General features: G+C 64.6%; 27 protein-coding genes. 21 read left to right on the forward strand and 6 right to left on the reverse strand.

Annotated features, from left to right (window positions below; translation table 11 throughout):
* Nucleotides 1-73: 73 nt before the first annotated feature.
* Complete coding sequence (ndk, locus tag MY494_RS09410) at nt 74-532, forward strand: nucleoside-diphosphate kinase (RefSeq protein ID WP_247476780.1); 459 nt, start codon at nt 74-76, stop codon at nt 530-532.
* A gap of 67 nt (nt 533-599) precedes the next feature.
* Here ndk and MY494_RS09415 read toward each other — a convergent pair whose 3' ends face one another.
* Entirely contained in the window at nt 600-1,706 is a 1,107-nt protein-coding gene (locus MY494_RS09415) for an FAD-dependent oxidoreductase (RefSeq protein ID WP_247909993.1), read from the reverse strand.
* 93 nt (nt 1,707-1,799) lie between these two features.
* Here MY494_RS09415 and gatB point away from each other — a divergent pair, with 93 nt between their 5' ends.
* Nucleotides 1,800-3,272 carry an Asp-tRNA(Asn)/Glu-tRNA(Gln) amidotransferase subunit GatB gene (gene gatB, locus MY494_RS09420; protein ID WP_247909994.1) on the forward strand — a complete coding sequence of 491 codons (1,473 nt, stop codon included), beginning with the start codon at nt 1,800-1,802 and terminating at the stop codon, nt 3,270-3,272.
* A gap of 17 nt (nt 3,273-3,289) precedes the next feature.
* On the opposite strand, the gene coaE is transcribed toward gatB, so the two are convergent.
* Nucleotides 3,290-3,916, reverse strand: a complete 627-nt coding sequence (gene coaE, locus MY494_RS09425; RefSeq protein ID WP_247909995.1) for a dephospho-CoA kinase — start codon at nt 3,914-3,916, stop codon at nt 3,290-3,292.
* Between the two features lie 55 nt (nt 3,917-3,971).
* On the opposite strand from coaE, the gene argJ reads away from it, so the two are divergent.
* From argJ to MY494_RS09445, 4 genes are read left to right on the forward strand one after another with little or no spacing between them, the layout of a single operon-like run.
* Nucleotides 3,972-5,201 (forward strand): bifunctional glutamate N-acetyltransferase/amino-acid acetyltransferase ArgJ, encoded by a 1,230-nt coding sequence (gene argJ, locus MY494_RS09430; RefSeq protein ID WP_247909996.1) that lies wholly within the window; start codon nt 3,972-3,974, stop codon nt 5,199-5,201.
* Between the two features lie 37 nt (nt 5,202-5,238).
* Nucleotides 5,239-5,778 (forward strand): hypothetical protein, encoded by a 540-nt coding sequence (locus MY494_RS09435; RefSeq protein WP_247909997.1) that lies wholly within the window; start codon nt 5,239-5,241, stop codon nt 5,776-5,778.
* A gap of 42 nt (nt 5,779-5,820) precedes the next feature.
* Nucleotides 5,821-6,135, forward strand: coding sequence for a hypothetical protein (locus MY494_RS09440; protein WP_247909998.1), 315 nt, complete (start codon nt 5,821-5,823; stop codon nt 6,133-6,135).
* Entirely contained in the window at nt 6,135-7,802 is a 1,668-nt protein-coding gene (locus tag MY494_RS09445) for an AarF/ABC1/UbiB kinase family protein (RefSeq protein WP_247909999.1), read from the forward strand. The genes MY494_RS09440 and MY494_RS09445 overlap by 1 nt, the downstream gene beginning before the upstream one ends.
* Nucleotides 7,803-7,885: 83 nt before the next feature.
* On the opposite strand, the gene eno is transcribed toward MY494_RS09445, so the two are convergent.
* Nucleotides 7,886-9,178, reverse strand: a complete 1,293-nt coding sequence (eno, locus tag MY494_RS09450) for a phosphopyruvate hydratase (RefSeq protein WP_247910000.1) — start codon at nt 9,176-9,178, stop codon at nt 7,886-7,888.
* A gap of 124 nt (nt 9,179-9,302) precedes the next feature.
* Between eno and gloA the strand changes: the two genes are divergently transcribed.
* The 8 genes from gloA (at nt 9,303) to rplL (ending at nt 16,071) form a co-directional block, all read left to right on the forward strand.
* Entirely contained in the window at nt 9,303-9,704 is a 402-nt protein-coding gene (gene gloA / locus MY494_RS09455) for a lactoylglutathione lyase (RefSeq protein WP_247910001.1), read from the forward strand.
* A complete protein-coding gene (locus MY494_RS09460) occupies nt 9,694-12,411 on the forward strand; it encodes an ATP-dependent Clp protease ATP-binding subunit (protein WP_247910002.1) in 2,718 nt (905 codons plus the stop codon). The genes gloA and MY494_RS09460 overlap by 11 nt, the downstream gene beginning before the upstream one ends.
* Before the next feature lie 126 nt (nt 12,412-12,537).
* Nucleotides 12,538-12,771 (forward strand): preprotein translocase subunit SecE, encoded by a 234-nt coding sequence (gene secE / locus MY494_RS09465; RefSeq protein ID WP_371820590.1) that lies wholly within the window; start codon nt 12,538-12,540, stop codon nt 12,769-12,771.
* Between the two features lie 35 nt (nt 12,772-12,806).
* A complete protein-coding gene (nusG, locus tag MY494_RS09470) occupies nt 12,807-13,463 on the forward strand; it encodes a transcription termination/antitermination protein NusG (RefSeq protein ID WP_371820591.1) in 657 nt (218 codons plus the stop codon).
* A 118-nt stretch (nt 13,464-13,581) separates the two neighbouring features.
* Nucleotides 13,582-14,007 carry a 50S ribosomal protein L11 gene (rplK, locus tag MY494_RS09475; RefSeq protein WP_010313529.1) on the forward strand — a complete coding sequence of 142 codons (426 nt, stop codon included), beginning with the start codon at nt 13,582-13,584 and terminating at the stop codon, nt 14,005-14,007.
* 85 nt (nt 14,008-14,092) lie between these two features.
* The gene (gene rplA / locus MY494_RS09480) at nt 14,093-14,800 is read left to right on the forward strand and encodes a 50S ribosomal protein L1 (RefSeq protein ID WP_247910004.1); all 708 of its coding nucleotides are present in this window, start codon (nt 14,093-14,095) and stop codon (nt 14,798-14,800) included.
* Between the two features lie 288 nt (nt 14,801-15,088).
* Nucleotides 15,089-15,622 carry a 50S ribosomal protein L10 gene (rplJ, locus tag MY494_RS09485; protein ID WP_247910005.1) on the forward strand — a complete coding sequence of 178 codons (534 nt, stop codon included), beginning with the start codon at nt 15,089-15,091 and terminating at the stop codon, nt 15,620-15,622.
* A gap of 62 nt (nt 15,623-15,684) precedes the next feature.
* Nucleotides 15,685-16,071 (forward strand): 50S ribosomal protein L7/L12, encoded by a 387-nt coding sequence (rplL, locus tag MY494_RS09490; RefSeq protein WP_247910006.1) that lies wholly within the window; start codon nt 15,685-15,687, stop codon nt 16,069-16,071.
* A gap of 254 nt (nt 16,072-16,325) precedes the next feature.
* Here rplL and MY494_RS09495 read toward each other — a convergent pair whose 3' ends face one another.
* Nucleotides 16,326-16,991, reverse strand: a complete 666-nt coding sequence (locus tag MY494_RS09495; RefSeq protein ID WP_247910007.1) for a DUF3747 domain-containing protein — start codon at nt 16,989-16,991, stop codon at nt 16,326-16,328.
* Between the two features lie 85 nt (nt 16,992-17,076).
* On the opposite strand from MY494_RS09495, the gene MY494_RS09500 reads away from it, so the two are divergent.
* The 6 genes from MY494_RS09500 to MY494_RS09525 all read left to right on the forward strand — a co-directional run bounded on the left by MY494_RS09500 (nt 17,077) and on the right by MY494_RS09525 (nt 23,494).
* Nucleotides 17,077-17,811 (forward strand): ribonuclease H, encoded by a 735-nt coding sequence (locus MY494_RS09500; RefSeq protein ID WP_247910008.1) that lies wholly within the window; start codon nt 17,077-17,079, stop codon nt 17,809-17,811.
* On the forward strand, nt 17,804-18,964 hold the full coding sequence (locus MY494_RS09505) for a quinone-dependent dihydroorotate dehydrogenase (protein WP_247910009.1): 1,161 nt from the start codon (nt 17,804-17,806) through the stop codon (nt 18,962-18,964). The genes MY494_RS09500 and MY494_RS09505 overlap by 8 nt, the downstream gene beginning before the upstream one ends.
* Before the next feature lie 38 nt (nt 18,965-19,002).
* A complete protein-coding gene (locus MY494_RS09510) occupies nt 19,003-19,881 on the forward strand; it encodes a hypothetical protein (protein ID WP_247910010.1) in 879 nt (292 codons plus the stop codon).
* Entirely contained in the window at nt 19,878-20,561 is a 684-nt protein-coding gene (locus MY494_RS09515; RefSeq protein ID WP_247910011.1) for a PilN domain-containing protein, read from the forward strand. The genes MY494_RS09510 and MY494_RS09515 overlap by 4 nt, the downstream gene beginning before the upstream one ends.
* A complete protein-coding gene (locus MY494_RS09520) occupies nt 20,558-21,220 on the forward strand; it encodes a hypothetical protein (RefSeq protein WP_247910012.1) in 663 nt (220 codons plus the stop codon). The genes MY494_RS09515 and MY494_RS09520 overlap by 4 nt, the downstream gene beginning before the upstream one ends.
* 69 nt (nt 21,221-21,289) lie before the next feature.
* Entirely contained in the window at nt 21,290-23,494 is a 2,205-nt protein-coding gene (locus tag MY494_RS09525; RefSeq protein WP_247910013.1) for a general secretion pathway protein GspD, read from the forward strand.
* Here MY494_RS09525 and MY494_RS09530 read toward each other — a convergent pair.
* Nucleotides 23,491-24,285: a pentapeptide repeat-containing protein gene (locus MY494_RS09530; RefSeq protein ID WP_247910014.1), complete on the reverse strand. Its 795-nt coding sequence runs from the start codon at nt 24,283-24,285 to the stop codon at nt 23,491-23,493. The genes MY494_RS09525 and MY494_RS09530 overlap by 4 nt on opposite strands.
* A gap of 67 nt (nt 24,286-24,352) precedes the next feature.
* Here MY494_RS09530 and MY494_RS09535 point away from each other — a divergent pair, with 67 nt between their 5' ends.
* On the forward strand, nt 24,353-25,420 hold the full coding sequence (locus MY494_RS09535) for a threonine-phosphate decarboxylase (RefSeq protein WP_247912013.1): 1,068 nt from the start codon (nt 24,353-24,355) through the stop codon (nt 25,418-25,420).
* Here the strand turns inward: MY494_RS09535 and MY494_RS09540 are convergent.
* Entirely contained in the window at nt 25,397-26,473 is a 1,077-nt protein-coding gene (locus tag MY494_RS09540; protein ID WP_247910015.1) for a glycosyltransferase, read from the reverse strand. The genes MY494_RS09535 and MY494_RS09540 overlap by 24 nt on opposite strands.
* Between the last annotated feature and the right edge of the window lie 28 nt (nt 26,474-26,501).

Here is a 26,501-nt window from a genome sequence, read left to right on the forward strand (position 1 = left end):
CCCGGGGTGCCACGTGTGCTTGCCAAGCGGTAGGGCGGCCACGGACGATGGGCCGGATCTGACGTTTTTTGTTATGGCTGCCGAGCGCACCTTTATTGCCATCAAGCCCGATGGTGTTCAGCGCGGTTTGGTGGGCGAGATCCTCGGCCGCTTCGAGCGCAAGGGCTTCAAGCTGGTGGGCCTCAAGCAGCTCACCCCCAGCCGTGAACTGGCGGAGAGCCACTACGGCGTCCACCGCGAGCGCCCCTTCTTCGCTGGCCTGGTGGACTTCATCACCTCCGGCCCCGTGGTGGCCATGGTCTGGGAAGGCGACGGTGTGATCGCCAGTGCTCGCAAGCTGATCGGCGCCACCAAGCCCCTGGAAGCTGAGCCCGGCACCATCCGCGGTGATCTGGCCGTGAACATCGGCCGCAACGTCATCCACGGTTCTGACGCCCCCGAAACGGCTCAGTTCGAGATCGGTCTCTGGTTCCAGGCCTCTGAGCTCAGCGACTGGACCCCTTCTGATCAGGGCTGGCGCGTCGAGGGCTGATCCCTCCCATTCTCACGAGGCCGGGGAGCGCAAGCCCCCGGCTTTTTTGTGCCGCTCGTCGGTCGCCTTAGGAAAACCGCTTCCAGCTGAATGCTGCGAGCAGGTCCTCTTCCTCGCGGACAAGGATTTCCCCAAGAAGGCACTTGCGCAGCAGTTGGGCGGTGATGGCTGCCAGCAGAACGCCATTGCGGTGATGGCCGGCAGCTAGCCACAAACCGGAGATCGAGCTAGCCCCGAGCAGGGGACCTTCGTCGGGGGTGCAGGGCCGGAAGCCCCACCAGCGCTCCATCGGTGGCCAGTGTTTGGCCTCGGGGAGGAGCGCCGCGATGCCTGCCTGCAGTTGCCTCTGACCAAAGGGGGTCAGCCCAGTCGTGAAACCTGCATCCCGTTCGCTGGTGGCACCCACCACCAGCAGTCCGTCTTCTCTGGGGACCAGATAGGTGCCCGGGCCAAAGATCACCCGGGGCAGAGCGTCTTTCGGGCCCTGCAGCGAGAGCATCTGTCCTTTGACTGGATAGATCGGCAGCTCGGGCAGCAGCTCGGCACTCCAGGCCCCGCAGCAGAGCACGGCCTCACGGGCGTCGATGGTCTGGAGGTCGCCTTCGGCATTGCGGACGCGGATCCCCTGGAGGGTCTGGTCCTGCTGGAGCAGCTCCAGTACTTCAACGCCCTCCTGGAAGCGGACACCCAGGTCGACGCAGGAGCGCTCCAGGGCGCGCATGAGTTGGCGGCGGTTATCGATTTGTCCGTCCTGCTGGAACAGCAGTCCGGCCTGCCATCCCGGCCCGATGCCTGGGATTTCACGCTCGAGGCCCGCTCGATCGAGGGCTTGGCCCCAGGGAGCCGTGGGGTAGACGTCACGCTCCGCCGCTGAGGCGAAGGGCACCACGATTCCGCAGTCCCGCAGACCGCAGGACAGGCCGCTGTCGGCTTCGATCTGTTGCACCCAGGCGGGAATGCGCTGCAGGCTCTCTTGGCCCAGGCGCAGCAGATCACCGCTGAGCCCCTCGGCGTGGGGAGCGAGCATCCCGGCGGCCACAAAACCAGCCGCCTCGCTGCGCTGCCGGCTGAGGACCTCAACGGAGCGACCTTCCCGGGCGAGCTGATGGGCCAGGGCCAGTCCCATCAGGCCGCCACCCAGGATCAGAACTCCGTTGTCGTGGGCGGCTGTCATGGCCGATCCAGCGCGAACCGCCAGTGTTTCAGGTGATGCGGAGTGCTGACCAGAGGCCCTTCCATAGGATCAATCGACCGTCGGAGTTGGGACATGGCTGCTGAGGCCGCCTGGGAAGCAGTGATCGGCTTGGAGACCCATGTGCAACTGGGGACCAATAGCAAGATCTTCACCGGCGCCTCCACCACCTTTGGGGACGATCCCAACACCCATATCGATCCGGTGGTTTGCGGTCTACCAGGCACCCTTCCGGTGCTGAATCAGAAGGTGCTGGAGTACGCCGTGAAGGCGTCCATGGCCCTCAACCTGAATATTGCTGAGCACAGCAAATTCGATCGCAAGCAATATTTCTATCCCGACCTTCCGAAGAACTATCAGATCTCTCAGTACGACGAGCCCATTGCCGAGGACGGTTGGATTGAGGTCGAAGTAGCTGAGAAAGGCAAAGAGACCTACCTCAAAAAGATTGGGATTGAGCGCCTTCACATGGAGGAGGACGCCGGCAAGTTGGTCCACGCCGGTAGTGATCGCCTCGCCGGTTCGACCCACTCCTTGGTGGACTACAACCGCGCCGGCGTGGCCCTTGCTGAGATCGTGAGTAAGCCGGATCTGAGGACCGGCCGGGAGGCGGCGGAGTACGCCTCAGAGATCCGCCGGATCATGCGTTATCTGGGCGTTAGCGACGGAAACATGCAGGAGGGTTCCCTGCGCTGTGACGTCAACATCTCCGTGCGCCGCGGGCCGGATGCCCCCTTTGGCACGAAGGTGGAGATCAAGAACATGAACTCCTTCTCGGCCATCCAGAAGGCCTGTGAGTACGAGATTCAGCGTCAGATCAAGGCCTACGAAACGGGCGAGCCGATTGTTCAAGAGACCCGCCTCTGGGATGAGGGCAAGCAGCTCACCAAGAGCATGCGCAGCAAGGAGGGAGCCAGCGACTACCGCTACTTCCCCGACCCGGATCTCGGACCCATTGAAGTCAGCGCAGACCTGCGGGAAGGCTGGCGCTCTGAGCTGCCTGAGCTACCAGCCGCGAAGCGCCACCGTTACGCGGAGGACCTTGGCTTGTCCCAGTACGACGCTCGCGTGCTGACCGATGAGCGTCCAATGGCGGAATTCTTCGAGGCGGCTGTTGCCGCCGGAGCGGATCCCAAGGGTGTCTCGAATTGGATCACGGGTGATATTGCCGCTTACGTCAATGCCAATCGCCTCAGCTACAGCGAACTGGCCTTCCGTCCGGAGCAGGTGGCGGAAATGGTGAAGCTGATCGATGACGGCAAGATCAGCGGCAAAATTGCCAAGGAAATCCTTCCTGAACTTCTAGAGAAGGGTGGCTCACCGGCCAAGATCGTTGATGAGCGTGGTCTGGGCATGATCAGTGACCCCGCTGCCATTACTGCGATCGTTGAAGAGCTGCTGGCGGCCCATCCTGAGGAGGTCGAAGCCTTCCGCGGCGGTAAGAACAAACTCCAGGGCTTCTTTGTCGGTCAGCTGATGAAGAAGACCGGCGGTAAGGCTGATCCGAAGCTGGCGAATCAAATCCTGAGTCAGAAGTTGAAGGGCTAATCCCTTACTACGGGCATTCAGATTGCCTTCTGAATGCTTCTTCGGAGATGTTGTTCTGATCCGGTTGTCACTCTGTTGTCAATCACGACATCGCTTATGCGCCGTTTCTCCTCAAGCGGCCACTGAGCATTAATCCGGGCTTCCGCGTCTGCTCGGCAGAGACCATCGCGTTGCATCAGGCGTTCCAGTTGCTGCCTCTCGTCGCAGTCCACGAGCCAGATCTCGCTGCAGAGGGCCTCGAGGCCGACTTCGAAGAGAAGAGGGATCATCAACACCACCGTCTGTTCGCCGCTGAGGTCGGCGAGCTCTTGATCAAAGCGTTGGCGCACGAGCGGATGGATCAGTTGCTCCAGCCAGAGCTTTTCATCGGGGTGACTAAAAACAATCGAGCCGAGGGCCCCGCGATCGATCGTTGGGCACTCGGGGTCCGTTCCCTGGGCTCGAACGCAGTCGCCATAGCGCTCCAGCACGGCTTTGGCACCTGGGCTACCAGGAGCCAGGGCCTCGCGGGCGTAGTGGTCCGCATCCAGAACACGGAGTCCTTCTGCCTCAAGGAGCCGGCCCACCGTGCTTTTGCCTGTGGCAATGCCGCCGGTCAGGCCAATCCGCCGTTGCGCTCCGCACCAACGTGGCGACCGGCTCATCGAGGGAGGGCTGACTGCATTTCAGAATCGCAGGAGTTCTTGTCGCCCACCAGTTGTGACGCAGTCCTGGCGATCGATTGCAGGTGGCGTGACGGCGCCGCAGGGGTTTCAAGCCGCCGGGATCACGGCGGGACTGAAGGCCTCGGGGAAGCCTGACCTCTCGCTCTTGTTGGCCCCTGAGGGCGCCGTTTGTGCGGGGACCTTCACGACGTCTCTGGTGCGCGCCGCCTGTGTGGATCTCTGCTCCGATCGCCTGGCGGCTAGCGGTGGGGTGGCTCGGGCAGTGCTCACCAACTCCGGTCAGGCCAATGCCTGCACCGGTGATCGCGGCCTGATTGACAGCATCCGCGCCACCCAGGCCGTGGCCGATCGCCTCGGGCTCTCTGCTGAAGAGGTTCTGATCTGCTCTACCGGGGTCATCGGGGTCCCGATCTCGATGGAGACCCTGCTGCAGGCCATTGATCCCCTGGCGGAAAGCCTCAGTTCGGAGGGCGGTCCTGCGGCGGCCCAGGCGATCCTCACCACTGACTTGATCGATAAGCAGATCGCTCTTGAGGCGGATCTCGGCGGCCAGACCGTTCGGATCGGTGGGATGGCCAAAGGATCGGGAATGATCCACCCGAACATGGCCACGATGCTCGGCTACCTGAGCTGTGATGCCGGCGTGCCGGCGGAGGTCTGGCAGGGAATGGTCTCCCGCGCCGTGCAGCGCTCGTTCAACGCCATCACGGTCGATGGCGACACCAGCACGAACGACACCTATCTGGCTTTTGCGGCTGGTGCCGCTCTTGATCCCGCTGACTACGTCGCCCTGGAGGAGGGGGTGACAGCGGTTTCTCAGCACCTGGCCAAGGCCATTGCCCGTGATGGCGAAGGGGCCACCTGCCTGCTGGAGGTTCAGGTGGAGGGGGCTGCCACAGAAGCCGATGCGTTGGCCATCGCCCGAACGGTCTGTGGCTCCTCCTTGGTTAAGACAGCCGTTCACGGCCGTGACCCCAACTGGGGCCGGATTGTGGCTGCGGCCGGTCGTGCGGGTGTCTCGTTCCAGCCTGCAGCCGTCGCGCTTTGGCTCGGGGAGCATCAGCTGATGGCAGCAGGACAACCGCTGGCCTTTGATCGCGCGGGCGCTTCGGCCTACATGCGGGATCGGGCCGCTGGCGCCTACCTCTCGGATGACACCGTTCAGATCCGCCTCGCAGTTGGCGACGGACCAGGCAGCGGATTGGCTTGGGGCTGCGATCTCTCCGATCAGTACGTCCGCATCAACGCCGACTACACGACCTAAGACCACGCCTACGATCAGCCACAACCTCCCTGCTGAGATGGCCAAGGCCGGAGCACCCCAGAAGCCGGCTCCAAGCGGTCTCCCCCGGATTTGGATGGGCCCCTTGGTGGCTGGGGTCAGCTTCGCGTTGGCCTATGGGATCACCCAGCGCCTCAGCGCCATCAACCTGGGCGAGGTCATTCGCTTGAGCCCCCGCTTTGAGCAGAAGCAGACGCCTGGGGTGAGCCTCAAGGACATGCGTCTGCGCTACGGCGAGCAGCCATCGGAATTGCGTTCTGATCTCGATCCCCAGCAACTGGAGCTCTGGCGCAAGGCCCAGGAGCAGGCCGATGCCCTCGAGAAGACCAAGGCAGAGGCCGAGGCCAAAGCTGAGCGCGAAGCCGCAGCTCAGGCAGCTCCGCCCAAGCCCGCGAAGCCCGCAACCCCTATTGAAGAGCAACCGGTCGCACCCAAGCCCGCCGTTGAGGCGCCAAAGCCAACGCCAAAGCCAAAGCCTCAGCCCCAAGTCCAGGCCCCTGCCGCAAGGCCTGATCCCCAGCAGTCGGTTCCTCTGCTGGAGTTGCCCCCCCTTCAGTAGCTCTGATCTGCCACGATTTGGGTGATCCCTTAGCGGCCGGCCATGAGTGAGCCTCAGACCCTGGTTCAGGCGGCCCTTAATCGTCTGAGTGCCCGCCTGGGCAGTGGTCTGGCCGATGCCGCCGCTGGGTTTGCGGTTTTGGCTCAGGACGCCCCTGAGCGATTACGTCAGGAATGGGATCTGTTCAAAGAAGAGGTGGAGCTAGAAGCCCAACGGCTCGAGCATGGTGAGCAGGATCAGCCGGCGGCCGATTCCTCGACGGCCTCCTCCTCGCCACCGGCTGATCCCCAGCAACAGATCGATCAGCTTCGTGCTCAGGTCACGCGGTTGGCCCGCCGTCTCGAGGAGCCCGCTTGATGCGCCTCCTGAGACCTGCTCTGGCGAGCGCGCTTCGCTCCCTACGGATCTGGGGCGCTGTTCTTCAGTTGTTGCTCTTCCTCTGGTGGGATGCGCAGGCCTGGAGCTATCCAGGTGGTGTCACCCAGGAGCGGCAAGAGCGGCGGCAGAAGCGCCGTGCCCGTTGGCTCACGGCCCAGTTGCTGGAGCTGGGTTCGGCCTTCATCAAGCTCGGTCAGCTTCTCTCGGCTAGGCCGGATGTGTTGCCGGCCAGTTGGGTCGAAGAACTCTCGAGGCTTCAGGACAGCGTCCCGGCTTTCTCCTTCGATACGGCCCAGGCACTGCTGGAGCAGGAGCTGGGTGAGCGCTGCGCTGAGATCATCGATATCGAGGAGCAACCCCTCGGGGCCGCCAGCCTGGCCCAGGTTCATCGCGCCAGCCTCCGTAGTGGCCGGCAGGTGGTCTTCAAGATCCAGCGCCCCGGTCTTGAGCGCCTCTTCCGCCTCGATCTTGAGGTCATGCAACAGGTGGCTGCGGTGCTGCAGCGCCATCCCCAGTGGGGCGTGGGTCGCGATTGGGTCTCCATCGCTCAGGAATGTCGCCGTGTGCTCCTGCGTGAGCTCGACTTCCGTCTAGAGGCCGAGCATGCCGCCCGCTTCCGGCAGCAATTTCTCGATGACCCGGGCATTCGGATCCCAGCGGTGGTCTGGGAGCTCACCACCCGCCGGGTGCTCTGCCTCGACTACGTCCCTGGGATCAAAATCAACGACCGTCAGGCCCTGCTTGATGCCGGCATCGATCCGTCGGCGGTCGCAGAAAAAGGAGCCGCCAGTTACCTGCAGCAGCTGGTCCGCTTTGGCTTCTTCCATGCCGATCCCCATCCCGGGAATTTGGCGGTGGCCCGTGATGGGGCCCTCATCTACTACGACTTCGGCATGGTCGGGACCTTGTCTCAGCGGCTTCGCAGTCGCCTGGGACGGATGGTGACCGCCGCTGCTGCCCGCGACGCCTCGAGCCTGGTGCGTGAGCTCCAGGCCGCGGGTGTGATCGCCTCCGACATTGACCCCGGTCCGGTCCGCCGCCTCGTCCGCGTCATGCTCGCGGAGGCCCTGACGCCCCCGTTCTCCGCCAACGTCCTCGACAAACTCTCGGGGGATCTCTACGAGTTGGTCTATGGGCAGCCCTTCCGCCTGCCCCCGGAGCTGATCTTTGTGATGCGGGCCCTCTCCACCTTCGAGGGAGTCGGCCGCAGCCTGGATCCCAGCTTTAGCCTCGTGGCCATCGCCCGTCCCTATCTGCTTCCGCTCATGACCGCCAGTGGCAACGGCCCCAACGATCTCTTCAATCAGTTGGGTCGCCAGGCGGTGGAGGTGGGCAGCCGTGCCCTCGGCCTTCCCCAGCGTCTGGAGGACAGCCTCAGTCGCATCGAGCAGGGGGATCTCCAAGTTCAGATTCGAGCCGGTGAAACCGATCGCCTGCTTCGCCGTCTAGCCCTGAGCCAGCAGAGCGCGGGCCAATCGGTGCTGCTCGGGGCCCTGACCGTGGCTGCGGCCATGTTGGCGGCCAGCACCAGACCTGTTCTGACGATTGTTCCCGTTGTCGCCGCCATTCCAGTCGGCTTGAGCTGGGTGAAGTTGCAGGCCCGCCTCAAGCGCGACGCGCGTATCGACAAGCTCGGCAATCCCTAAGCCCCGCAACAAAAAATCCCGGGGCCTGGCGGTGCAGGTCCCGGGATCATGCTCTGTTGAAAGGAACCTGACTGCCTAGGGCTTCAGGCCTTGCCGCGGGGGCCGCGGTCCTCGGCACCGGCGAAGACGGCCTGGCTGCCCAGTTCGTCTTCGATACGGAGCAGTTGGTTGTACTTGGCGACCCGCTCGCTGCGGCTCAGCGAACCGGTCTTGATTTGGCCGGCGCGGGTGGCCACCGCCAGGTCGGCAATCGTGGTGTCTTCGGTCTCACCGGAGCGGTGGGAGATCACGCTGGTGTAGCCAGCGCGGCCAGCCAGGTCGATGGCCTGGAGGGTCTCGGTCAGGGTGCCGATCTGGTTGACCTTGATCAGGATCGAGTTGGCCACGCCCAGGTCGATGCCGCGTTGCAGACGGGCGCTGTTGGTCACGAACAGGTCGTCACCCACCAGCTGAACGGTCTTGCCGAGCTTCTCGGTCAGCAGGGCCCAGCCTTCCCAGTCGTCTTCGGCGACGCCGTCTTCGATGGAGGTGATCGGGAAGCGGTTCACCAGGGCGGCCAGCTGGTCGACCATCTCAGCGCTGGTGTAGTTGCCGCCATCGAAGGCGTAGCGGCCGTCCTTGAAGAACTCGGTGCTGGCCACGTCCAGGGCCAGGGAGATCTGATCGCCAGGGCGGTAGCCGGCTTTCTCGATCGCTTGCACCAGCAGATCGCCGGCTTCGATGTTGCCAAGGTCGGGGGCAAAGCCGCCTTCGTCGCCAACGGCCGTGCTCAGGCCCTTGTCCTTGAGCAGGCCCTTGAGGGTGTGGAACACCTCGGTGCCCATCCGCAGCGCCTCTCGGAAGGTGGGGGCGCCGTGGGGCACGAGCATGAACTCCTGAAAGTCCAGGCTGTTGGCCGCGTGGGCGCCGCCGTTGATCACGTTCATCAACGGCACCGGCAGCAGGTTGGCCATTGGGCCGCCCAGATAGCGGTAGAGGGGCAGACCGACCCCGTTCGCTGCCGCCCGGGCCGTGGCCAGGCTCACCGCCAGGATCGCGTTAGCGCCCAGGGCGCTTTTGTTGTCGCTGCCGTCGAGCTCCAGCATCGCGGCGTCAACGGTGCCCTGGTCCAGGGCGCTCAGGCCGCAAAGGGCCGGAGCAATTTTTTCTTCGACGTTGCTGACGGCCTGCAGCACACCCTTGCCGCAGTAGCGGCTGCCGCCATCCCGCAGTTCGCAGGCTTCGTGGGCACCTGTGCTGGCGCCACTGGGAACAATGGCGCGGCCACTGGCTCCGCCCTCGAGCATCACCTCGGCTTCCACAGTCGGTGTGCCACGGGAATCGAGAACCTCCCGGGCCACGATGGTGTCGATGACGAGGTCGAGGGTGTCGATCACAGCGGCCTAACGCACAACATGAGTCCTTGCAGGGATCTTATGGGTCGCCCTGCCGGGGGCCTTGGTCACCGTTGGCACCAATCGGCTGACTTTGGTCAGAATGCGGCCGTCAAGAGCAGTCCGGATGCGCCTTCTCCACACCATGCTGCGGGTCGGCGACCTGGAGCGCTCGATCGCGTTCTACACCGAGATTCTTGGGATGCGGCTGCTGCGTCGCAAGGACTATCCCGGCGGCCGTTTCACCCTGGCTTTTGTGGGGTACGGAGAGGAAAGCGACACCACGGTCCTCGAGCTCACCCACAACTGGGACACCAGCAGCTACGACATCGGTAGCGGCTATGGCCACATCGCCCTGGGCGTGGACGACATCGTGGGCGTCTGCGACCAGATCCGCGCCAAGGGGGGGAATGTGGTGCGTGAACCGGGCCCGATGAAGAACGGCACCACCGTGATTGCCTTCGTCGAGGACCCAGATGGCTACAAGGTTGAACTGATTGAGATGAGCTCTCGCGCCCATGCGGCCTGATTCCTACGCCGCTGGCCCCGCCAGCCTCACCACGGTTCCTGATCGCTTCAGCGATGCCGGCTGGGACCTGCTGCTGGCCAGCCAAGAGCAGGCCCGTCGCTGGCGTCACGGCGAGATGAATGTCGAGCACCTCCTGCAGGTGCTGCTGAATGACGAGCGCTACGCCACCTGGGTCGATCCCCTGCCGCTCGATTCCTCCCGTCTGCTGGATCAGCTGGATGACTTCTGTGCTGACCAACCCACCAGCAGTGCCAGGGACCTCTTTGTCGGTGAGGACCTGGAACTGCTCCTGGAGGAGGCCGATCGCCAGCGGGGCCAATGGGGTTCCCGCTTTCTCGATGTCCCCCATCTTCTGGCGGCCCTACTGGACGATCGCCGCATCGCGGGGCCCCTGTTGCAGCAGCAGGGGCTGGCTCCCGAAGATCTGCGTCGTTCCGTTCCCAGGCCGGCACCGGCGCCCAGTGCCCCACCGCAACCAGTGGTGGAGCCAGCTGCTCCGGAGCGCCCCTCCCGCAGTGCGCCAGCGATTGAGGCGACCCCCAGCAGCGAAAACGGCCTCAAGCTTGAGCAGGAGCCCGCGGCCCTTGAGCAGTTTGGACGGGATCTCACAGCTGCCGCCCGGGCGGGCGATCTGGATCCAGTCATTGGACGCGATACCGAAATCCGGCGCCTCATGCAGGTGCTCTCGCGCCGCGGCAAGAACAACCCGGTCTTGATCGGGGAGCCCGGCGTGGGCAAGACAGCCATTGCTGAGCTGTTGGCGCAGCGGATCGTCGCTGGGGAAGTGCCCGATGCCCTCAAGGGTCAGCGTCTTGTGTCCCTGGATCTGGGGGCCCTGATCGCCGGCGCGAAGTTCCGCGGTCAATTTGAAGAGCGCCTGCGCAGCGTGCTCAAGGAGGTGCGCGAGGCCGAGGGCGCTGAGGCGGGCGGCGTGATTCTTTTTATTGACGAGCTCCATAACGTTGTCGGGCCGGAGCGCTCCAACAGCGATGCCGGCAGCATCCTTAAACCCGCCTTGGCCCGGGGCGACTTGCGCTGTATCGGCGCCACCACCCCTGAGGAATACAGCCGCACTGTTGAGAAGGATCCCGCCCTCAACCGGCGTTTTCAGCAGGTCCTGATCAAGGAGCCCAGCCTGGAGGAGAGCACCCTGATTCTGCGGGGCTTGAAGGAGCGTTACGAGCTGCACCACGGGGTGGCCATCACCGATGGCGCCGTTGTGGCCTCGGCCCGCCTGGCGGATCGCTACATCTCCGATCGCTGTCTGCCGGATTCCGCCATCGATCTGATCGATGAGGCGGCTGCCCAGCTGCGGATGGAGGTCACCTCGAAGCCGCGTCTGGTGGAGGAGGCCGAGAGCGACCTGCGTCGGGTTGAGTTGGCCCTGCTCTCTGCGGAGAGTGCCCCAGAAGCCGAACGGGTGGCGCTGCAGCAACAGCGCCGGCAGGTCAGCGAGACCCTGCAGGGTTTGCAGGAGCGCTGGTCAGCGGAGCGGGAGCAGTTGGCGGAGTTGCGTCAGCTCCTCGCCGACGACGAAGCCCTGCGGCTGCAGATGGCCGAGGCCGAACGGGATGGCGATCTCGAGGAAGCGGCCCGGCTTCAGTACGACCAGCTGCATGGCGTGCAGCAGCGCCGCAGCGAATTGGAGGAGCAACTCCAGGCCAGTCAGCAGAGCGGGCAGTCCCTGCTGCGGGAACAAGTGGAGGAGGGGGACATCGCTGATGTGGTGGCCCGCTGGACGGGTATCCCGGTTCAGCGCTTGATGGCGGGTGAGCGTCAGAAGCTGCTGGAGCTCGAGCAGCGCCTGGCGCAGCGGGTGATCGGTCAAGGGGAGCCCGTGGGGGCGGTGGCCGCGGCGATTCGTCGCGCTCGCGCTGGCATGAAGGATCCCCGCCGTCCCGTGGGCTCGTTCCTGTTCCTGGGCCCCACCGGTGTGGGTAAGACCGAATTGGCCAAAGCTCTGGCGGCCTCCCTCTTCGATGAGGAAGAGGCCCTGGTGCGCCTGGACATGAGCGAGTTCATGGAGCGCAATGCTGTGGCCCGCCTGCTCGGAGCTCCTCCGGGCTACGTCGGCTACGAGGAGGGTGGCCAGCTCACCGAAGCCGTCCGGCGGCGTCCCTATGCGGTGCTGCTCCTCGATGAGGTGGAGAAGGCTCATCCGGATGTCTTCAACGTGCTGCTGCAGGTGCTTGATGACGGCCGCCTGACCGATTCCCAGGGCCGCACGGTCGACTTCCGCCACACCGTGGTGGTCATGACCAGCAACCTGGCCAGCCGGGCGATCCTGGACGCCGCCCGCGGTCAGACCGACGCTCCGGCACTGGAAGAGCAGGTCGAGCGGGCCCTGGCGAGCCAGTTCAGACCGGAATTCCTCAATCGCATCGATGAGGTCATTCGCTTCCAACCCTTGGGGCCGGCCGATCTGCAGCGGATTGTGCGTTTGCAGGTGGTGGAGTTGGCTCAGTTGCTGCAGGAGCAGGGACTGGCTCTACAGGTGGATGAGCCGGTCGTGGCGTGGCTGGCGGAACAGGGCTACGAGCCGGAATACGGAGCCCGGCCCCTCCGCCGCCTGCTGCGGCGTCAGATCGAGAACCCCTTGGCGACCCAGTTGCTCGAAGAGCGCTTCCTCGGGGCATCGGCCGTTCAGGTCAGCCTCGGGGAGGGAGGGCAAGCGCTTTGCTTCAAACCCATCTCAGGCCCTGAGTAGGACATCCGTTAGGGTGTTTGTTTGCCGGCGCGTGGGCTCAAACGCCGCGCGGCCCGCTGAAGGCTCAGCAGGCTTCGTGCTCTGCCTATGAGGCTTTGCCTGATTTCCCCTGTGGAATCTTCATCCGTGGAATCTCAGACCGAACCACAAGTCACTCCCGACGAAGCTGCCGCCGCTGAACCGGTCAAAACCGGCTTTGTGGCGGACACCGTCGCTGAGCTGCGCAAGGTGGTTTGGCCGAGCCGTCAGCAGCTGTTTGGTGAATCAGTCGCGGTGATCTTGATGGTCACCATTTCGGCCTTCGCGATTGCAGCCATCGATCGCTTCTACAGCTGGGGAAGCGCCCAGGTGTTCCGCTGACCCGCTGAATTTTTCGCCCTCTCTTCCCTTTGCCCGTGTCCGACGTCGACTTGACCACTGAAGAATTCGCCGCGGCGGATCTGGCTGCCGACGCTGAACCCGCGGGTGTTGCCGCTGAAGGCCGGGCTCCGATTGCCCGTTGGTATGCCGTTCAGGTGGCCTCTAGCTGCGAGAAAAAAGTCAAGGCCACCCTTGAGCAGCGGGCCGTCACCCTCGGCGTTGATAACCGCATTCTCGAGATCGAAATCCCCCAGACCCCTGCGGTCAAGCTCAAGAAAGACGGCAGCCGCACGAGCACCGAAGAAAAGGTGTTCCCGGGTTACGTCCTGGTTCGGATGGTCCTCGATGAAGACACGATGATGGCGGTTCGGAGCACCCCCAACGTGATCAATTTCGTGGGTGCGGAGGATCGCCGTGCCACCGGCAAGGTTCGCGGTCACATCAAGCCTCGTCCCCTCAGCCGCCAGGAGGTGGATCGCATCTTCAAGCGGGCTGCCGAGAAGAAGCCTGTAGTGAAGGTGGATCTCGCCGAAGGCGATCAAATTTTGGTGACGGCAGGTCCCTTCAAAGACTTCCAGGGCGAAGTCATCGAGGTGTCTGGCGATCGCAACAAGCTCAAGGCCTTGCTCTCGATCTTCGGCCGGGAAACACCGGTGGAACTCGAGTTCTCTCAGATCAGCAAACAAAGCTGATTGCCGTGCGGCCGTCTCCCTGCGGAGGGCGGCCTAAGGCGGTGCTTCGGTTTCCGGAGTCCGCCGCACACGCTGCCCTAGGGTCGCGGATCCGCAGATTGCTCAAGACGCCAGGACGATGGCAAAAAAAGTTGTAGCTGTGATCAAGCTGGCGCTCGATGCCGGCAAAGCAAACCCCGCGCCACCGGTGGGCCCCGCCCTCGGTCAGCACGGCGTCAACATCATGGCGTTCTGCAAGGAGTACAACGCTCGGACGCAGGACAAAGCCGGATACGTGATTCCGGTGGAGATCTCGGTCTTTGAAGACCGCAGCTTCACCTTCATCACCAAGACCCCTCCCGCTTCCGTGCTGATCGTGAAGGCAGCCGGAATCGCCAAGGGTGCCGCCACCTCTTCCAAGGGTTCTGTCGGGGCCATAAGCCGCGCACAACTCGAAGAGATCGCCAAGACCAAGCTGCCTGACCTCAACTGCACCAGCGTTGAGTCGGCCATGCGCATCATCGAAGGCACCGCCCGCAACATGGGCGTTGCTGTGAAGGACTGAGCCTCGGGTTAATCCCGGCTTATCCATTCCTTTCTGTTCCTTAGCGGGGGAGAGCTCTTGAGCTCGTTTGCACCCCATTCCTGACATGCCCAAACTCTCCAAGCGCTACTCCGCCGCCGTCGGCAAGGTCGAAGAACGCGTCTACGCCCCGCAAGAGGCCGTTGATCTGGTGAAGGCCAACGCCACCGCCAAGTTCGACGAAACCGTCGAGGCCCACGCCCGTCTCGGGATCGACCCCAAGTACACCGACCAGCAACTGCGGACCACCGTTGCGCTGCCCCACGGCACCGGTCAGAGCATCCGGATCGCTGTGATCGCCCGCGGTGAAAAGGTCGCAGAAGCCAAGGCGGCTGGTGCTGATCTGGCCGGTGATGACGATCTGGTCGAAACCATTTCCAAGGGTGAGATGGAGTTCGATCTACTGATCGCTACCCCGGACATGATGCCCAAGGTGGCCAAGCTGGGTCGCGTCCTCGGCCCCCGTGGCCTGATGCCGAACCCCAAGGCCGGCACCGTCACGACCGACCTGGCCTCTGCCATTAACGAGTTCAAGGCCGGCAAACTCGAGTTCCGTGCTGACCGCACCGGCATCGTCCACGTGCGTTTCGGTAAGGCCAGCTTTGATGCGGCCAAGCTGCTGGATAACCTGAAGGCCCTGCAGGAGACCATCGACCGCAACAAGCCCAGCGGTGCGAAGGGTCGCTACTGGAAGAGCCTGTACATCACCTCCACCATGGGTCCTTCCGTGGAAGTGGACGTGACTGCACTGCAGGACATCAAGCAAGAGGGCTGATCGTCCCCGTCCCTCTGCTCAAAGCCCCCGCTTCGGCGGGGGCTTTGTTGTATGTTCGTTCTCTGGCAAATGCCAGAAGGGTTACGCGCCCTACCCAAGACAGCAGGTCGAATTCCTGTTCTGCTCGCAGAACTTGAGTCCTTAAACCCTGCCGAGGTGTCCGCGACGGTTTTTCTCACCAGGGCTCTCTCGGGAGTTCGGGTTGGGCAAAGCAAGCCGCAGCCCCTCGAGTGCCAACCGGTACTGGGGTTGCGTACCCGGCTTGTTCCCCTGATCCGTTCCTTAACCATGGGCCGCACTCTGGAGAACAAGCAACAGATCGTCGAAGAGCTGAAGCAGCTCCTTGGCGAGGCCGAAATGGCGCTGGTCCTTGATTACAAGGGTCTGTCCATCAAGGAAATGTCTGATCTGCGGACCCGTCTGCAGGCCAGCAACGGTGTGTGCAAGGTGACCAAAAACACCTTGATGCGCCGTGCCATTGATGGCGATAGCGCTTGGTCGGAACTCGATTCCCTCCTCACCGGCACCAATGCCTTCGTGCTCGTTAAGGGCGACGTGGGTGGTGCGGTGAAAGCCGTTCAGTCCTTCCAGAAGGACACCAAGAAATCGGAAACGAAGGGCGGCCTTTTCGAAGGCAAGCTCCTTTCCCAATCCGAGATCAAGGCGATCGGGGATCTGCCCTCCAAGGAGGTGCTCATGGCGCAGATCGCAGGTGCGATCAACGCCGTGGCCACCAAGGTTGCTGTGGGCATCAACGAAGTTCCTTCCGGTCTTGCTCGGGCGCTCAAGCAGCACGCCGATGGCGAGGGCAAGGCCGACTGAGGCCTGCTCTGCTGAGCTCTCCGATCCGACTGTTTTCACAGATCTGTTGCTGATTCCCAACCATGTCTGCCACAACCGACCAAATTCTCGAGCAGCTGAAGTCCCTCTCCCTGCTGGAAGCCTCTGAGCTTGTCAAGCAGATCGAAGAGGCCTTCGGTGTGTCCGCCGCCGCTTCTGCTGGCGTCGTGATGGCTGCCCCCGCCGCTGGCGGTGCTGCTGAAGCTGCTGAAGAGAAGACCGAGTTCGACGTCCACCTCGAGGGCTTCGACGCTGCCGCCAAGATCAAGGTCCTCAAGGCCGTCCGCGAGGCCACCGGCCTGGGTCTGGGCGAAGCCAAGGCTCTTGTCGAAGGCGCTCCTTGCAACGTCAAGGAAGGCGTTTCCAAGGCCGACGCTGAAGCGATGAAGAAGTCCATCGAAGAGGCCGGCGGCAAGGTCTCCCTCAAGTGATCCCGCCGTGGGCTGCCTCGGCGGCCCACTCCTTCAACGCAGCCGGCCCTTTCGGGGGCCGGTTTTTTGTGTGCAGCGGTTGCTGAGCAATAAAAAAGCCCCGCCGAAGGCAGGGCTTTGAGCCGGAACGCTTCTGGGAGTCTGTCCTCGTTTCGACCCCGGAAGTGGTGTTCCGCACTCCTCACACAGAAAACCATACCGCTAGAGGAAAAGAGCAAGCCGCTGGTTCCGGCCGCTGTCTCAACTGTCCCTGATCAGAATCGTGGCGTTTGCCCTCCGTAGGGGATGACCTGCAGGGCGATCGGGCCGCTGCCAGGACTGGTGCTCCCGTAGGCCGCCGGGGGGCGAGCTTGGTTGCGTTCCGCTTGGGCGATCAGTCCATCCAGGGGCTTGGGGTTGGCGAAATAGACGTGGCTCAGGCTGCGCTGGCCGTACATCCGCCGTTCGAGTTGCCAGCCGGGTTCCAGCTTGAGGGCCACAAAGCCGTCCCGGTCCCGTAGGGGAATCGCGCCACGGCCCACGACCAACTCCGTTGGGTGGCTGCCGGACATGGCCAGCAGCACCAGGGTGTTCCCTTGGCTCTCGAGCCGCAGGCGATAGCGGGGGGAGACATCGTCATCACCCACCCGTAGGGAATAGCCATTGCTGTCGAGGTAGCGGCTGCAGATTCCGCTGAAGTTGAAGCGGTTCAGGGCCGGATCAATCAAGCCATCCCGCCGTTCCTCCCAGCACTTCGGCGCGGGCTTCAGCTGCTCCAGCACGAGCAACTTCCATCCCTGGCTGCCCACCGGCTGTCCCAGCACGGCCAGGCGCTGTTGCTCGAGCGGTTGGCTTTGGAAGACCCCAGCTGCCGCTTGGCTGCCCACCAAGCCTGCGCTCAGCAGAGCGAGACCCGCCCATGGGAGGTAGCTTCGCTGCATGGGATGTCTCCTGAGCTCCTGACGAGAGCTGTGTTGTACCGGATGTTGGGGGGCAAGCCCAGTGGTCAGTGATACGCCCAAGGTGGTGGCTGCCGCCTGTGATGGGGCCTGCAGCGGAAATCCCGGTCCCGGTGGCTGGGGCTGTTTGCTGCGTTTTGACGATGGCAGCGTTCAAGAGTTTGGCGGAGCTGATGCGAACACCACCAACAACCGCATGGAGCTCACGGCGGCCCTGACGCTGTTGGAGAAGTTGTCGGTCCTGCCTCGGCACCCGGATCTGAGCATCCGCACGGACTCCAAGTACCTGATCGATGGCTTCAGCAAGTGGATCAACGGCTGGAAGCGCAAGGGTTGGCGCACCGCCTCTGGAAGTCCAGTTCTGAATCGCGATCTCTGGGAGTCTCTCGATGCGGCGCGCATCCAGGGTTTACCCCTGACCTACGTCAAGGGCCACAGCGGCGACCCCGATAACGACCGCTGCGATGTCATCGCAGTGGCCTTCTCCAAGGGACAGTCCATCAGCCTGGCGGCAGGCGAGATCGTGGCGGCGCCCCCCGCTGTTGATCTGGCACCCCCGGCCTTGCAGCAGCTGCTGACGCGCCTGGAGCTGGCGGATCGTCTGGCCGAGGGCGAGTACGGCCTGAGCCTGATGGAGCTGGCCCAGCTGGTGGAGAAGCCCCTGAAGACCCTGGAGGGGCGTGAGGCGCCCTGGCGTTGGAGGGATTGGCAGGTCCTTCCCCTGGACGATGGACGCTGGCGTCTTTGCCGTGACGCGTCAGGATCAGGGCGGCCCCATGGCGAGGAGCGACGAGATGGCTGAGGTCGGCACTGGATCGCTTTATCAGCGTTTTGTGGGCCCCCTGCTCAGCCGCGATGACGGGGCTGATGCCGAGCAGCTGAGCCAGCTCACCCTGCAGGCTCTGGGCCAGGCCTGCCTGCGCCGTAACTGGCCCCTGGTCAGCAGCTCCCTGGCGGGACTGGGGGCGGAGCTCCAGCGCAAGGACCTGAGGCTGGAGCAGACGCTCTTTGGCTGTCGCTTCCTCAACCCCGTCGGCCTGGCGGCTGGCTTTGACAAGAACGCTGTCGCCGCCGGCATCTGGCATCTCTTTGGCTTTGGCTTTGCCGAACTGGGGACCATCACCTGGCATGCCCAGCCCGGCAATCCCCGGCCCCGTTTGTTCCGCTTGGCCGAGGAGCGGGCCGCCTTGAACCGCATGGGGTTCAACAACCAGGGAGCTTTGGCCGCGCGGCGCACCCTGGAGCGTCAGGCCCTGCCCGCGGCCGGTCAGCGTCCGGCGGTCCTGGGGATCAACCTGGGCAAGTCAAAGGTCACCCCCCTGGACATGGCTCCAGACGACTACGCCTCCTCCCTGGAGCTGCTAGCGCCCTTGGCTGATTACGCGGTGATCAATGTCAGCTCCCCCAATACCCCTGGGTTGCGGGAGCTCCAGGACGAGGTGCAGCTGCGGCGCCTGGTGGAGCGGTTGCGTCGCCTGCCGGCCTGCCCCCCGTTGCTGGTGAAGATCGCCCCGGACCTCGAGGACGATGCCATCGATGCCATTGCCCGCCTGGCCTACGAGGAGGGCCTGGCCGGTGTGATTGCGGTCAATACCAGCCTGAATCGCCTTGGCCTCGAGGGGCGTCGCCTGGCGCAGACCGGCAAGACCTTGGCGGAGGAGGCGGGGGGATTGAGTGGTGCCCCCCTGCGGCAGCGTGCCCTGGAGGTGATGCGCCGCTTGCGGGTCACCGCCGGTCCCAGCCTGCCCTTGATCGGAGTGGGCGGCATCGATTCCCCAGAGTCCGCCTGGGAGCGGATCACCGCTGGAGCCTCCCTGGTGCAGCTCTACACCGGTTGGATCTACGGCGGACCGGCCCTGGTCCCCGAGATTCTGGAGGGGCTGAGCGCCCAACTTGATCGCCACGGTTTCCGCAACATCAGCGAAGCCGTTGGCTCTGGGGTGCCCTGGAGCTGAAACCTCGATAGCTTGCGGCTAGAGCAAGCGGTAGGCGAGTGGTGCTCGCAGGAGTTCAAGAGCGCCTCGGCCCCTTGCAAGCGTGGCTGTTTCCCCAGCGCGTCTACCTCGAGCTGCAGGATCAGACGATCACCGCGATGGTCCTGAGCGGCCGGCGGCTGACCTGGCTGGATCAACTGACCCTGCCGCCGGGGCTCTGCGCTGGGGGACGTCCCCTGAATGGACAAGCTCTGGCGGATCTGTTGGGCGACTGGCTGGTGGAGCGGGGCTACGCCGGGGCTCGCATCTGGGCTGTGCTGCCGGGAGCCGCCAGTGAGCTGCGTCTGCTCAAGAGCAGTGCTGCGTTGCCCGTGATGCCCAAGGAGCTCGAGGCCCTGCGGTTGCCCTGGCCCGCTGAGACGGCAGTCGATCTGCTTCGCGCTCCGTTGCCCTCCTGCCCGGGCAGCAGTGTCTCGGTGGCGGTGGAGGCGGCCCTGCTGGAGGACTGGATCGAGGTGTTTGCCGATGCGGGGTTGGGGCTGGATGCCCTGGAGGCCGCTCCGGTCTGTGCCCTGCGCGGCGTTGGGCTGCAGAGCGGCTGGCTGTTGGGACTGGAGCCCGAGCAGAGCTGGTTGCTGCGCCTGGAGCAAGGGTCTCCGACCTGGCAGTGGCGCTTGCCGCCCTGGGCTGAGCATGAGGCGTTGCAGGCCGAGCTCGATCAATGCCTGAGCTACTGGCAAAGCCGTGCTCCGCGGCCGAGCGCGATCGCCGTGGTGGCCTCAGCGGCTGTGCCCGCGTCGGGTTTAGGGGCCCTGCGGGTGGAGCTCGAGTGGATGGATCCGTTGGCGGCCGGTGAGTTGGAGAACGGGTTGAGCCATCCCGTTGAGGTCCCGTTGGGGCTGATCTGGGGGCTGGCGGCGGCCGAGGTGCAGCCATGAGCGCTCGCCTTGGCCCCCTGGATCTGCTGCAGGAGCGCCGGCGGGCCAGCGGTGCGCTGGAGCCCGGTGGGCCGATGGTCCCGGCTCGGGGTTTGTTGTTGCAGGGCGCGGCCGTGGGCGCGGGCGTCTTGGCGTTGATGCTGCTGGTGCTGGCTGCCGTCAGCTGGCGTCAGCAGCAGGTGAGCGCGGCGTTGGCGCAACTCTCCGGAGTCAAGGTCCAGGTGCAGGCCTTGGAGACCCGGGTCGGCCGGGTGCGGCGGGCCAAGGCCCAGCTGCAACGCAGCAGCGAGGGGTTGGCCAAGGGCCTGGTGGGGGTCTCCTCGGGGTCGGCCCTGGTGACTCAGCTCTCGGCGGCGACCCCGGCGGGCGTGCAACTCACGGAGGTCCGCTCCCAGAGCAACGGCTTGGTGCTGAAGGGGGTTGCCGTTGATCCCCAGGCCTTTCGCCGGGTCAATGGGCTGAGCCTGCTGCTGTCGCAGTCACCGCTGTTTGATCCCGAGTCTGTTCAGGTGGTGAAGGTGCAGCGCGATGGCGCCGGCGAGGGGCCGGTGGAGTGGGAGCTCTCCGCGCGCTTCACGTCGCTGACTCCTGCTCAACAGTTGGCCGTGCTCCAGGCCCTGCAGTCCGATGGCTTGGTGAAGCGGCTGCAACTGCTGCAGTCCAAGGGGGTGTTGCCGTGAACCTGCAGCTCCGGCGGGAACAGGTCTTGCTGGGGGCACCCGTTCTGCTGGGTGTGCTGCTCGCTGCCGGACTGGGTGGCGTGGCGGTCTTGCCCCGTTGGCAGCAGTTGCAGGCGGATCAGCAGGAACTGCTTGTGCTCGAGGAGCAGCGGGAGCGTTTGCCCTTGTTGCGCCGTCAGCTCGACAGCCTGGAGCAGCAGCGGCAGCAGGCCGACCGCAGGAATGCCGAGATCTTGGGGCTGATTGCGGGCAGTGGGGAGCTCGCGACCTTCTTGGCCCAGCTCAGTGAACAGGCAGCCCAGACGGGCGTGCTGCTGGATGGCTACGAACCGGTGCAAGCTCTCGCGCCACCCGTCAGCCGAGGCAAGAGCAAAAAGGCGGAAGATCAAACGCCTAGCGATCCTCTCCTTGCCCCAGGTTTGAAGAAGACTTCGGTGCTGTTGACCGCCCGCGGTAGCGGGCCGCAGCTGTTGGACTTCCTGCGGCGTTTGGAGCGCTTGAGCCTCCTGGTGGTCCAGAGCGATCTCTCGCTCAAAGGCGGGAGCAGCAGCAAGGACAAAGACGGTCGGGTGGTCCTTGAGCCCACCGAACTGCGGCTGAATTTGGGCCTCTATGCGAGAGATCACAGCCCAAGTCAGAAGCCTGGAAAGCCCGGCTGAGCATCGATACCATCCGCCCAACTGGCAAAGGGCAGCGTGGGTTGGCGGCGCACTGGGATCTCGGCCCTGATGGCTGCTGCTTCGATGACGGCCCCTGCGCTGGCGCTGCCGCAATCCACGTCGTCTGCTCCGTTGCCGTCCGTCGCCCAGCGCGGCGGTGCCCTGCTGCTGCAGTTACGCCGGGGCGCCAACAGCGTGGATGTGGTGGTGGAAGGGACCGGTGCAGCTCCGGTGCTTCGGCAGCGCCAAACCGCCTCCGGTTGGCAGGGGCAATTGCAGCTCAATCAATCCGCCTCCTTGAAGGTCGGCCCGCAAACGCTGACCCTGCCTGAGGCAGGCCTGAAGCGGGTGAGCATCACAGGCAGTGGCCAGATGTTTCAGCTGGAGGTGGTCCCGATGCCGGGTGCGCCGGCCTCCAAGCCGGTGGTGAGCGCTGATGGTCGCAACCTGATCCTGAGCTTCAGCGCCCCAAGCGAGTTGGTCTCGAAGACCGCGACCTTCAACCTCAATCAGCCGGGTTCGGTGCCCCAGCCGCGCTATGCCCCGCCCCTGCAACCGCGGGCGGTGGCCCCGCCACTGGGAGACATGGCGGTGGGGACGATGGTGCTGCGCAACCGCAGTTACCTGAATCTCAGTGGGCCGCCGGTGACGATGACCCTGCGGAATGCGCCAGCCAAAGATGCCCTGATGGCCCTGAGCCAAATGGGTGGCTATGGCTTCGTCTACGTCGACGATGAGGAGCGCTCAGGTGCGGCGGCCGCCTCAGCCCAAGCTCGCTCCGGTCCCACGGTGTCTCTGTCCTTCCGCGGAGAGACCTACAGCAAGGCCTTGAATTCGGTGCTGTTGGCCTCTGGTCTTCAGGGACGGATGGAGGGGAATCTGCTGTTGGCCGGCCCATCGGTGATGGGCAAGACCTTCGGCGCCCAGATGTCCAAGGTCTATCGCCTCAACCAGGCCTCGGCCGAATCGGCCGCCAAGTACCTGGCCAGCCTGGGGGCGCGCATCACCCAGGTCACCACAATCACCAACGCCGTGACCTCTGGGCAGCCGGTCGCCAATCAGGTTGCGGGTGGCGAGCAAACGCAGCAAACCAAGCGAGAAACGATTACCACCACGGAGACCTACGGCGCGTCCGCCGGCCCCTTGCGTGGCTTGATCGGTACGACCGATTCACGCCTGCGCACGATCACGTTGGTGGGTGATTCTCAGATGGTCTCTGTGGCTGAGAACTACCTCAGGCAGATTGATCTGCGTCAGCGGCAGGTGGCTCTATCGGTGAAGATTCTGGATGTCACGTTGAACAATGACGCCAGCCTTTCGAACTCCTTTGCCTTCCGATCGGGCAGCAACTTTGTGGTCAGTGATCGGGGTGAATTCCTCGGAGCCTTCGGCGGTTTGCTGCCGCCTCAAGGGGATCAATTCAGCACGATTGCGGGTGGGGCTGCAAGCGCGAAGGCAGAAGTGGTTACCGCAGCAGGACGGGAAGCCAGGGTTGCTCAGGAGACTATCAATGCAAATAGCCCCGCTCCCGTAAATCCTGGAGTTGCTTACCCCACTGGTGGCGGGAATAGCTCTAATTACTTTGATTTTGTGCGGGGACTGATTGAGTCGAACACGACCAAGGTTCTGGCTTCGCCAACGCTGATCATTAACGAAAATTCCGAACCAATCGCTTCCGGTGCGGCTGTCTCGGTAGGTGGTTCGGGCTCTGCTGCGCTCAATACGGCATCCATCGGCCGCCCCTATGCCAACGAATCCTTTGTGACCGTCGGTGCCCAGGAGATCGTCAGTTACACCGTCCAGGCCGGACAGAACGGAGCGCCGAACAGCTGTCAGCCTGAATTTGGAACCGCAGGCCTGACCTTCGGTGCGCGCGTGTCCCGCATCGACGACAACGGTTTCGTCACCTTCTCGATGTCACCGGAGATCTCAGCGGTGATCGCAACGGACCAGCTCATTGCAGGCTGCGGCACGGTGAACACCCTGACGACCCGTCGCCTCGATACCGGTGAGGTGCGCGTGCGCGATGGCCAGACCTTGATCCTGACGGGCGTGATTTCGGATTCCGACCAAGCCGTGGTGCGCAAATGGCCCATCCTTGGAGACATTCCGTTCGTTGGTCAGTTCTTCCGGAATTCCATCAACCAGCGTGAGAAACGCGAGCTGGTGATCCTGGTTTCGCCGCGCATCATTCGTGACGACAACGGCGGCAACTTCGGCTACGGCTACCAAGCCGCGACGCCGGAAGCTCGTCAGTTGGTTTCGCCTTACTAAATCGAGCCCGGTAGAGCGACCTTGGCGGCAATCGGGGCCACCATCTTGAAGGCGGCCATGAGCCCGCCCAGCAGGGCGCTGCCCATGCCGTTGCCGGACTTGGCTTTCTTGCTGGGCTTCAGCAGGGTGACTGCCGCCTCTTCCAGGGATTTGGCCTGCTGCAGCGCACCGAGCTCGCTGTAGAGCCGGCCGGCGTAGCGCAGGTCCTGGGCGGCCAGGCTGAACTGTCCCTGCTCGGCGCGGCTGACCCCCCGGGCCATCCAGCTGACCGCGGCGTTGGGGAGCCGTTCAATCGCCCGGCTGAAGAACTGCTCGGCCTCCGGGAAGCGCCCCGCTTCCGCGGCCTGCACGCCGGCGTTGTGGAGGGCCGCATAACTGTGGACAGAGGCGCTGACACCCCGGGCCCCTTGCCAATGGCTGCCCTCGAGGGCGCCGGGATCGAGTTGCGCGCCGGAGAGGTCGCTATCGCGTAGATCGGTGCCCTCCAGTTGCGATCCCCGCAGATCGGCTCCCCGCAGGGAGGCACCCGCCAGGCTGGTAAAGCGCAGGTTGCTCTCGCGCAGGTCGGCCCCATCGAGCCTTGCGCCGCTCAGGTTGGCCCGCTCCAGTTGGGCGCCCTGCAGACGTGCATCGCGCAGATCGGCATGGACCAGATCGGCGTCCTGCAACATGCAGCGCTCACAGGCTCGCTGATCCAGGGTGCGCATCAGGGCCTGATCGTCGGCGGCCCAGGCTGCTCCAGTCCCCAGCAGGACAACCAAGCTGGCGAGAGAGGGGCGCAGGCGAGCCATGGGCTTGTGCGGCCGAACTGGCGCCGTTCTAACGGTCTTGGCTCCCCCCGTCGATCAGGCTGGTGGGATGGAAGCCCACGGCGGCAATCTGGAAGCCACGGCTCGGCGCTTGGGGTGCCGGCCCGATCAGATTCTTGATGCCAGTGCCTCCCTGGCCCCCTTTGCCCTGCCGCGGGCGGCACGCCGTGCCCTGCGCCAGGCAGACCTGCGGGCCTATCCCGACCGCAGCCATTGGCGCCTGCGCCAGCAGATCGCGCGTTTGCATCAGCTGGACCCCGAGTCGGTGCTCCCCGGCAACGGCGCGGCGGAACTCTTCACCTGGGCGGCCCGTGATGCGGCCAGCAGCGGCGTGTCCCTGCTGCCCCAACCCGGCTTTGCCGACTACCAGCGCAGCCTGCAGTGCTGGGGTGGCCAGCAGCGTTCCCTGCCGCTGCCACTGGAGTGGTCTGAGCCTTTCCCTCACCCATTCCCCGGCGCCTCTGGCGCTGAGGTGCTCTGGATCACCAATCCCCACAACCCCACCGGGCAGCTCTGGAGCCGGGAGTCCCTGGCACCGCTCTTGGCTCGCCATCGCCTGGTGATCTGTGATGAAGCCTTTTTGCCGCTGGTGCCAGGCGGTGAGCAGCAATCCTTGATTCCGCTGGTGGGCCAGCACCCCAACCTGGTGGTGATCCGCAGCCTGACCAAGCTCTACGGAATTGCTGGGGTGCGGCTCGGCTACGCCGTCGCCCAGCCCGAGCGGCTGCAGCGCTGGGCCCAGTGGCGGGATCCCTGGCCGATCAACGCCTGGGCTGGGGCCCTGGCGAATGCCTTGCTGAGCGATCCGCGCGATTACGAGCGCTGGTGCGCCCGCGTGCAGCGCTGGGTGGCCCAGGAGGGTCAGTGGCTGCAGCAGCGATTGAGGGCGTTGCCGGGCATTCGCCCCTACCCCTCCTCCGTGAATTACCTCCTGCTGCGAGCCGATCAGGGCTCCTTGCAACCGCTGCGGGAGGCATTGGAGCAGCGTCATCGCATCCTCCTGCGCGATTGCCGCTCCTTTACGGGACTCGGCGAGGCCTGGTTACGGCTTGGCCTGCAGGATCGCTCCGGCAATAGGCGCTTGCTGCGGGCCCTAGGCGCTGAGCTCCTGCAGTAACCCAGCGATCAGTACTTCGGCGTCGCGCACAGCCAGGCGCTCCATGCCGCGGTGCAACTGCAGCAGCGGATCAATGACGGGATCGCAGCCCCGCAGCCGCGGACCCAGCAGGCGCCAGATGGTTTGCGCTAGGGCTGGATGCTCGGGGGGGTGTTGCCAGACGATCACGGCAGCACAGACGGCCGCGGCGGCACCGGCGTTGGCGTCTTGGTGTTTGTCCGCGGCTTGGGGGTAGGGGACCAGAATCGTTGGGCTCCCGCAGACCGCTAATTCGCTCAAGCTGCCGGCGCCGGCGCGGCTGATCACCAGATCGGCGTGTTGCAGCAACCCGGCCACCTCATCGCTGAAGGGACGTTCGGCGTAGAGGGGATGTTGGAGCGCTCCGCTCTCGGGGTCGTTGTTCCCGCTGAGATGCACCACCCGGCAGCCCAGCTCCAACAGCTTGGGTAGAAGGGGCCGGACCATGCGGTTGAGCCCCACGGCTCCCTGGCTGCCGCCCATGACCAGCAGCAGTGGACCGGATCCCTGGGGAACCCAACCGGGGAGGGGCGCTGGTTGCAGGAACGCGCGCCGGACCGGGGTACCCGTCACCCGCGGATGGCAACCCTGCAGGCGCTCCGCCGCTTGCGGCAGTCCGACGGCGACTTGGCTGCAGAACCGTCCGAACAGGCGCGTCACTTTCCCGGGGACGCCATTGGATTCATGCAGCACCACCGGCACCCCGCACCAGCGGGCCGCGAGGATCGCCGGGGCAGCGATGTAGCCGCCGGTGCTGAAGACCAGACGGATGCGCTCCCGGCGGATCAGACGCCGAACAGCAACGGTGGCGCCCAGCAGGCGCAGCAGGTTGTAGAGCTTGCGCAGACCTCGGCCCTGCAAGCCGCCGGCTTCGACGGTGTGTAGGGGGATGGTGCTTGGCACCAGATCCGTCTCCAGTCGATCGGGGACCCCCAGCCACTGGATTTCCCAATCGGAGGGCAGCGCCTGGGCGACGGCGAGGGCTGGAAAGAGATGCCCGCCGGTGCCGCTGGCAGCGATCAACAGGCGTGACATGGGCATCGCTGATGAGCGCGCCTAACTT

It is taken from the genome of Synechococcus sp. A10-1-5-1, assembly GCF_023115425.1.
In the GTDB taxonomy this organism is placed as follows: Bacteria; Cyanobacteriota; Cyanobacteriia; order PCC-6307; family Cyanobiaceae; genus Vulcanococcus.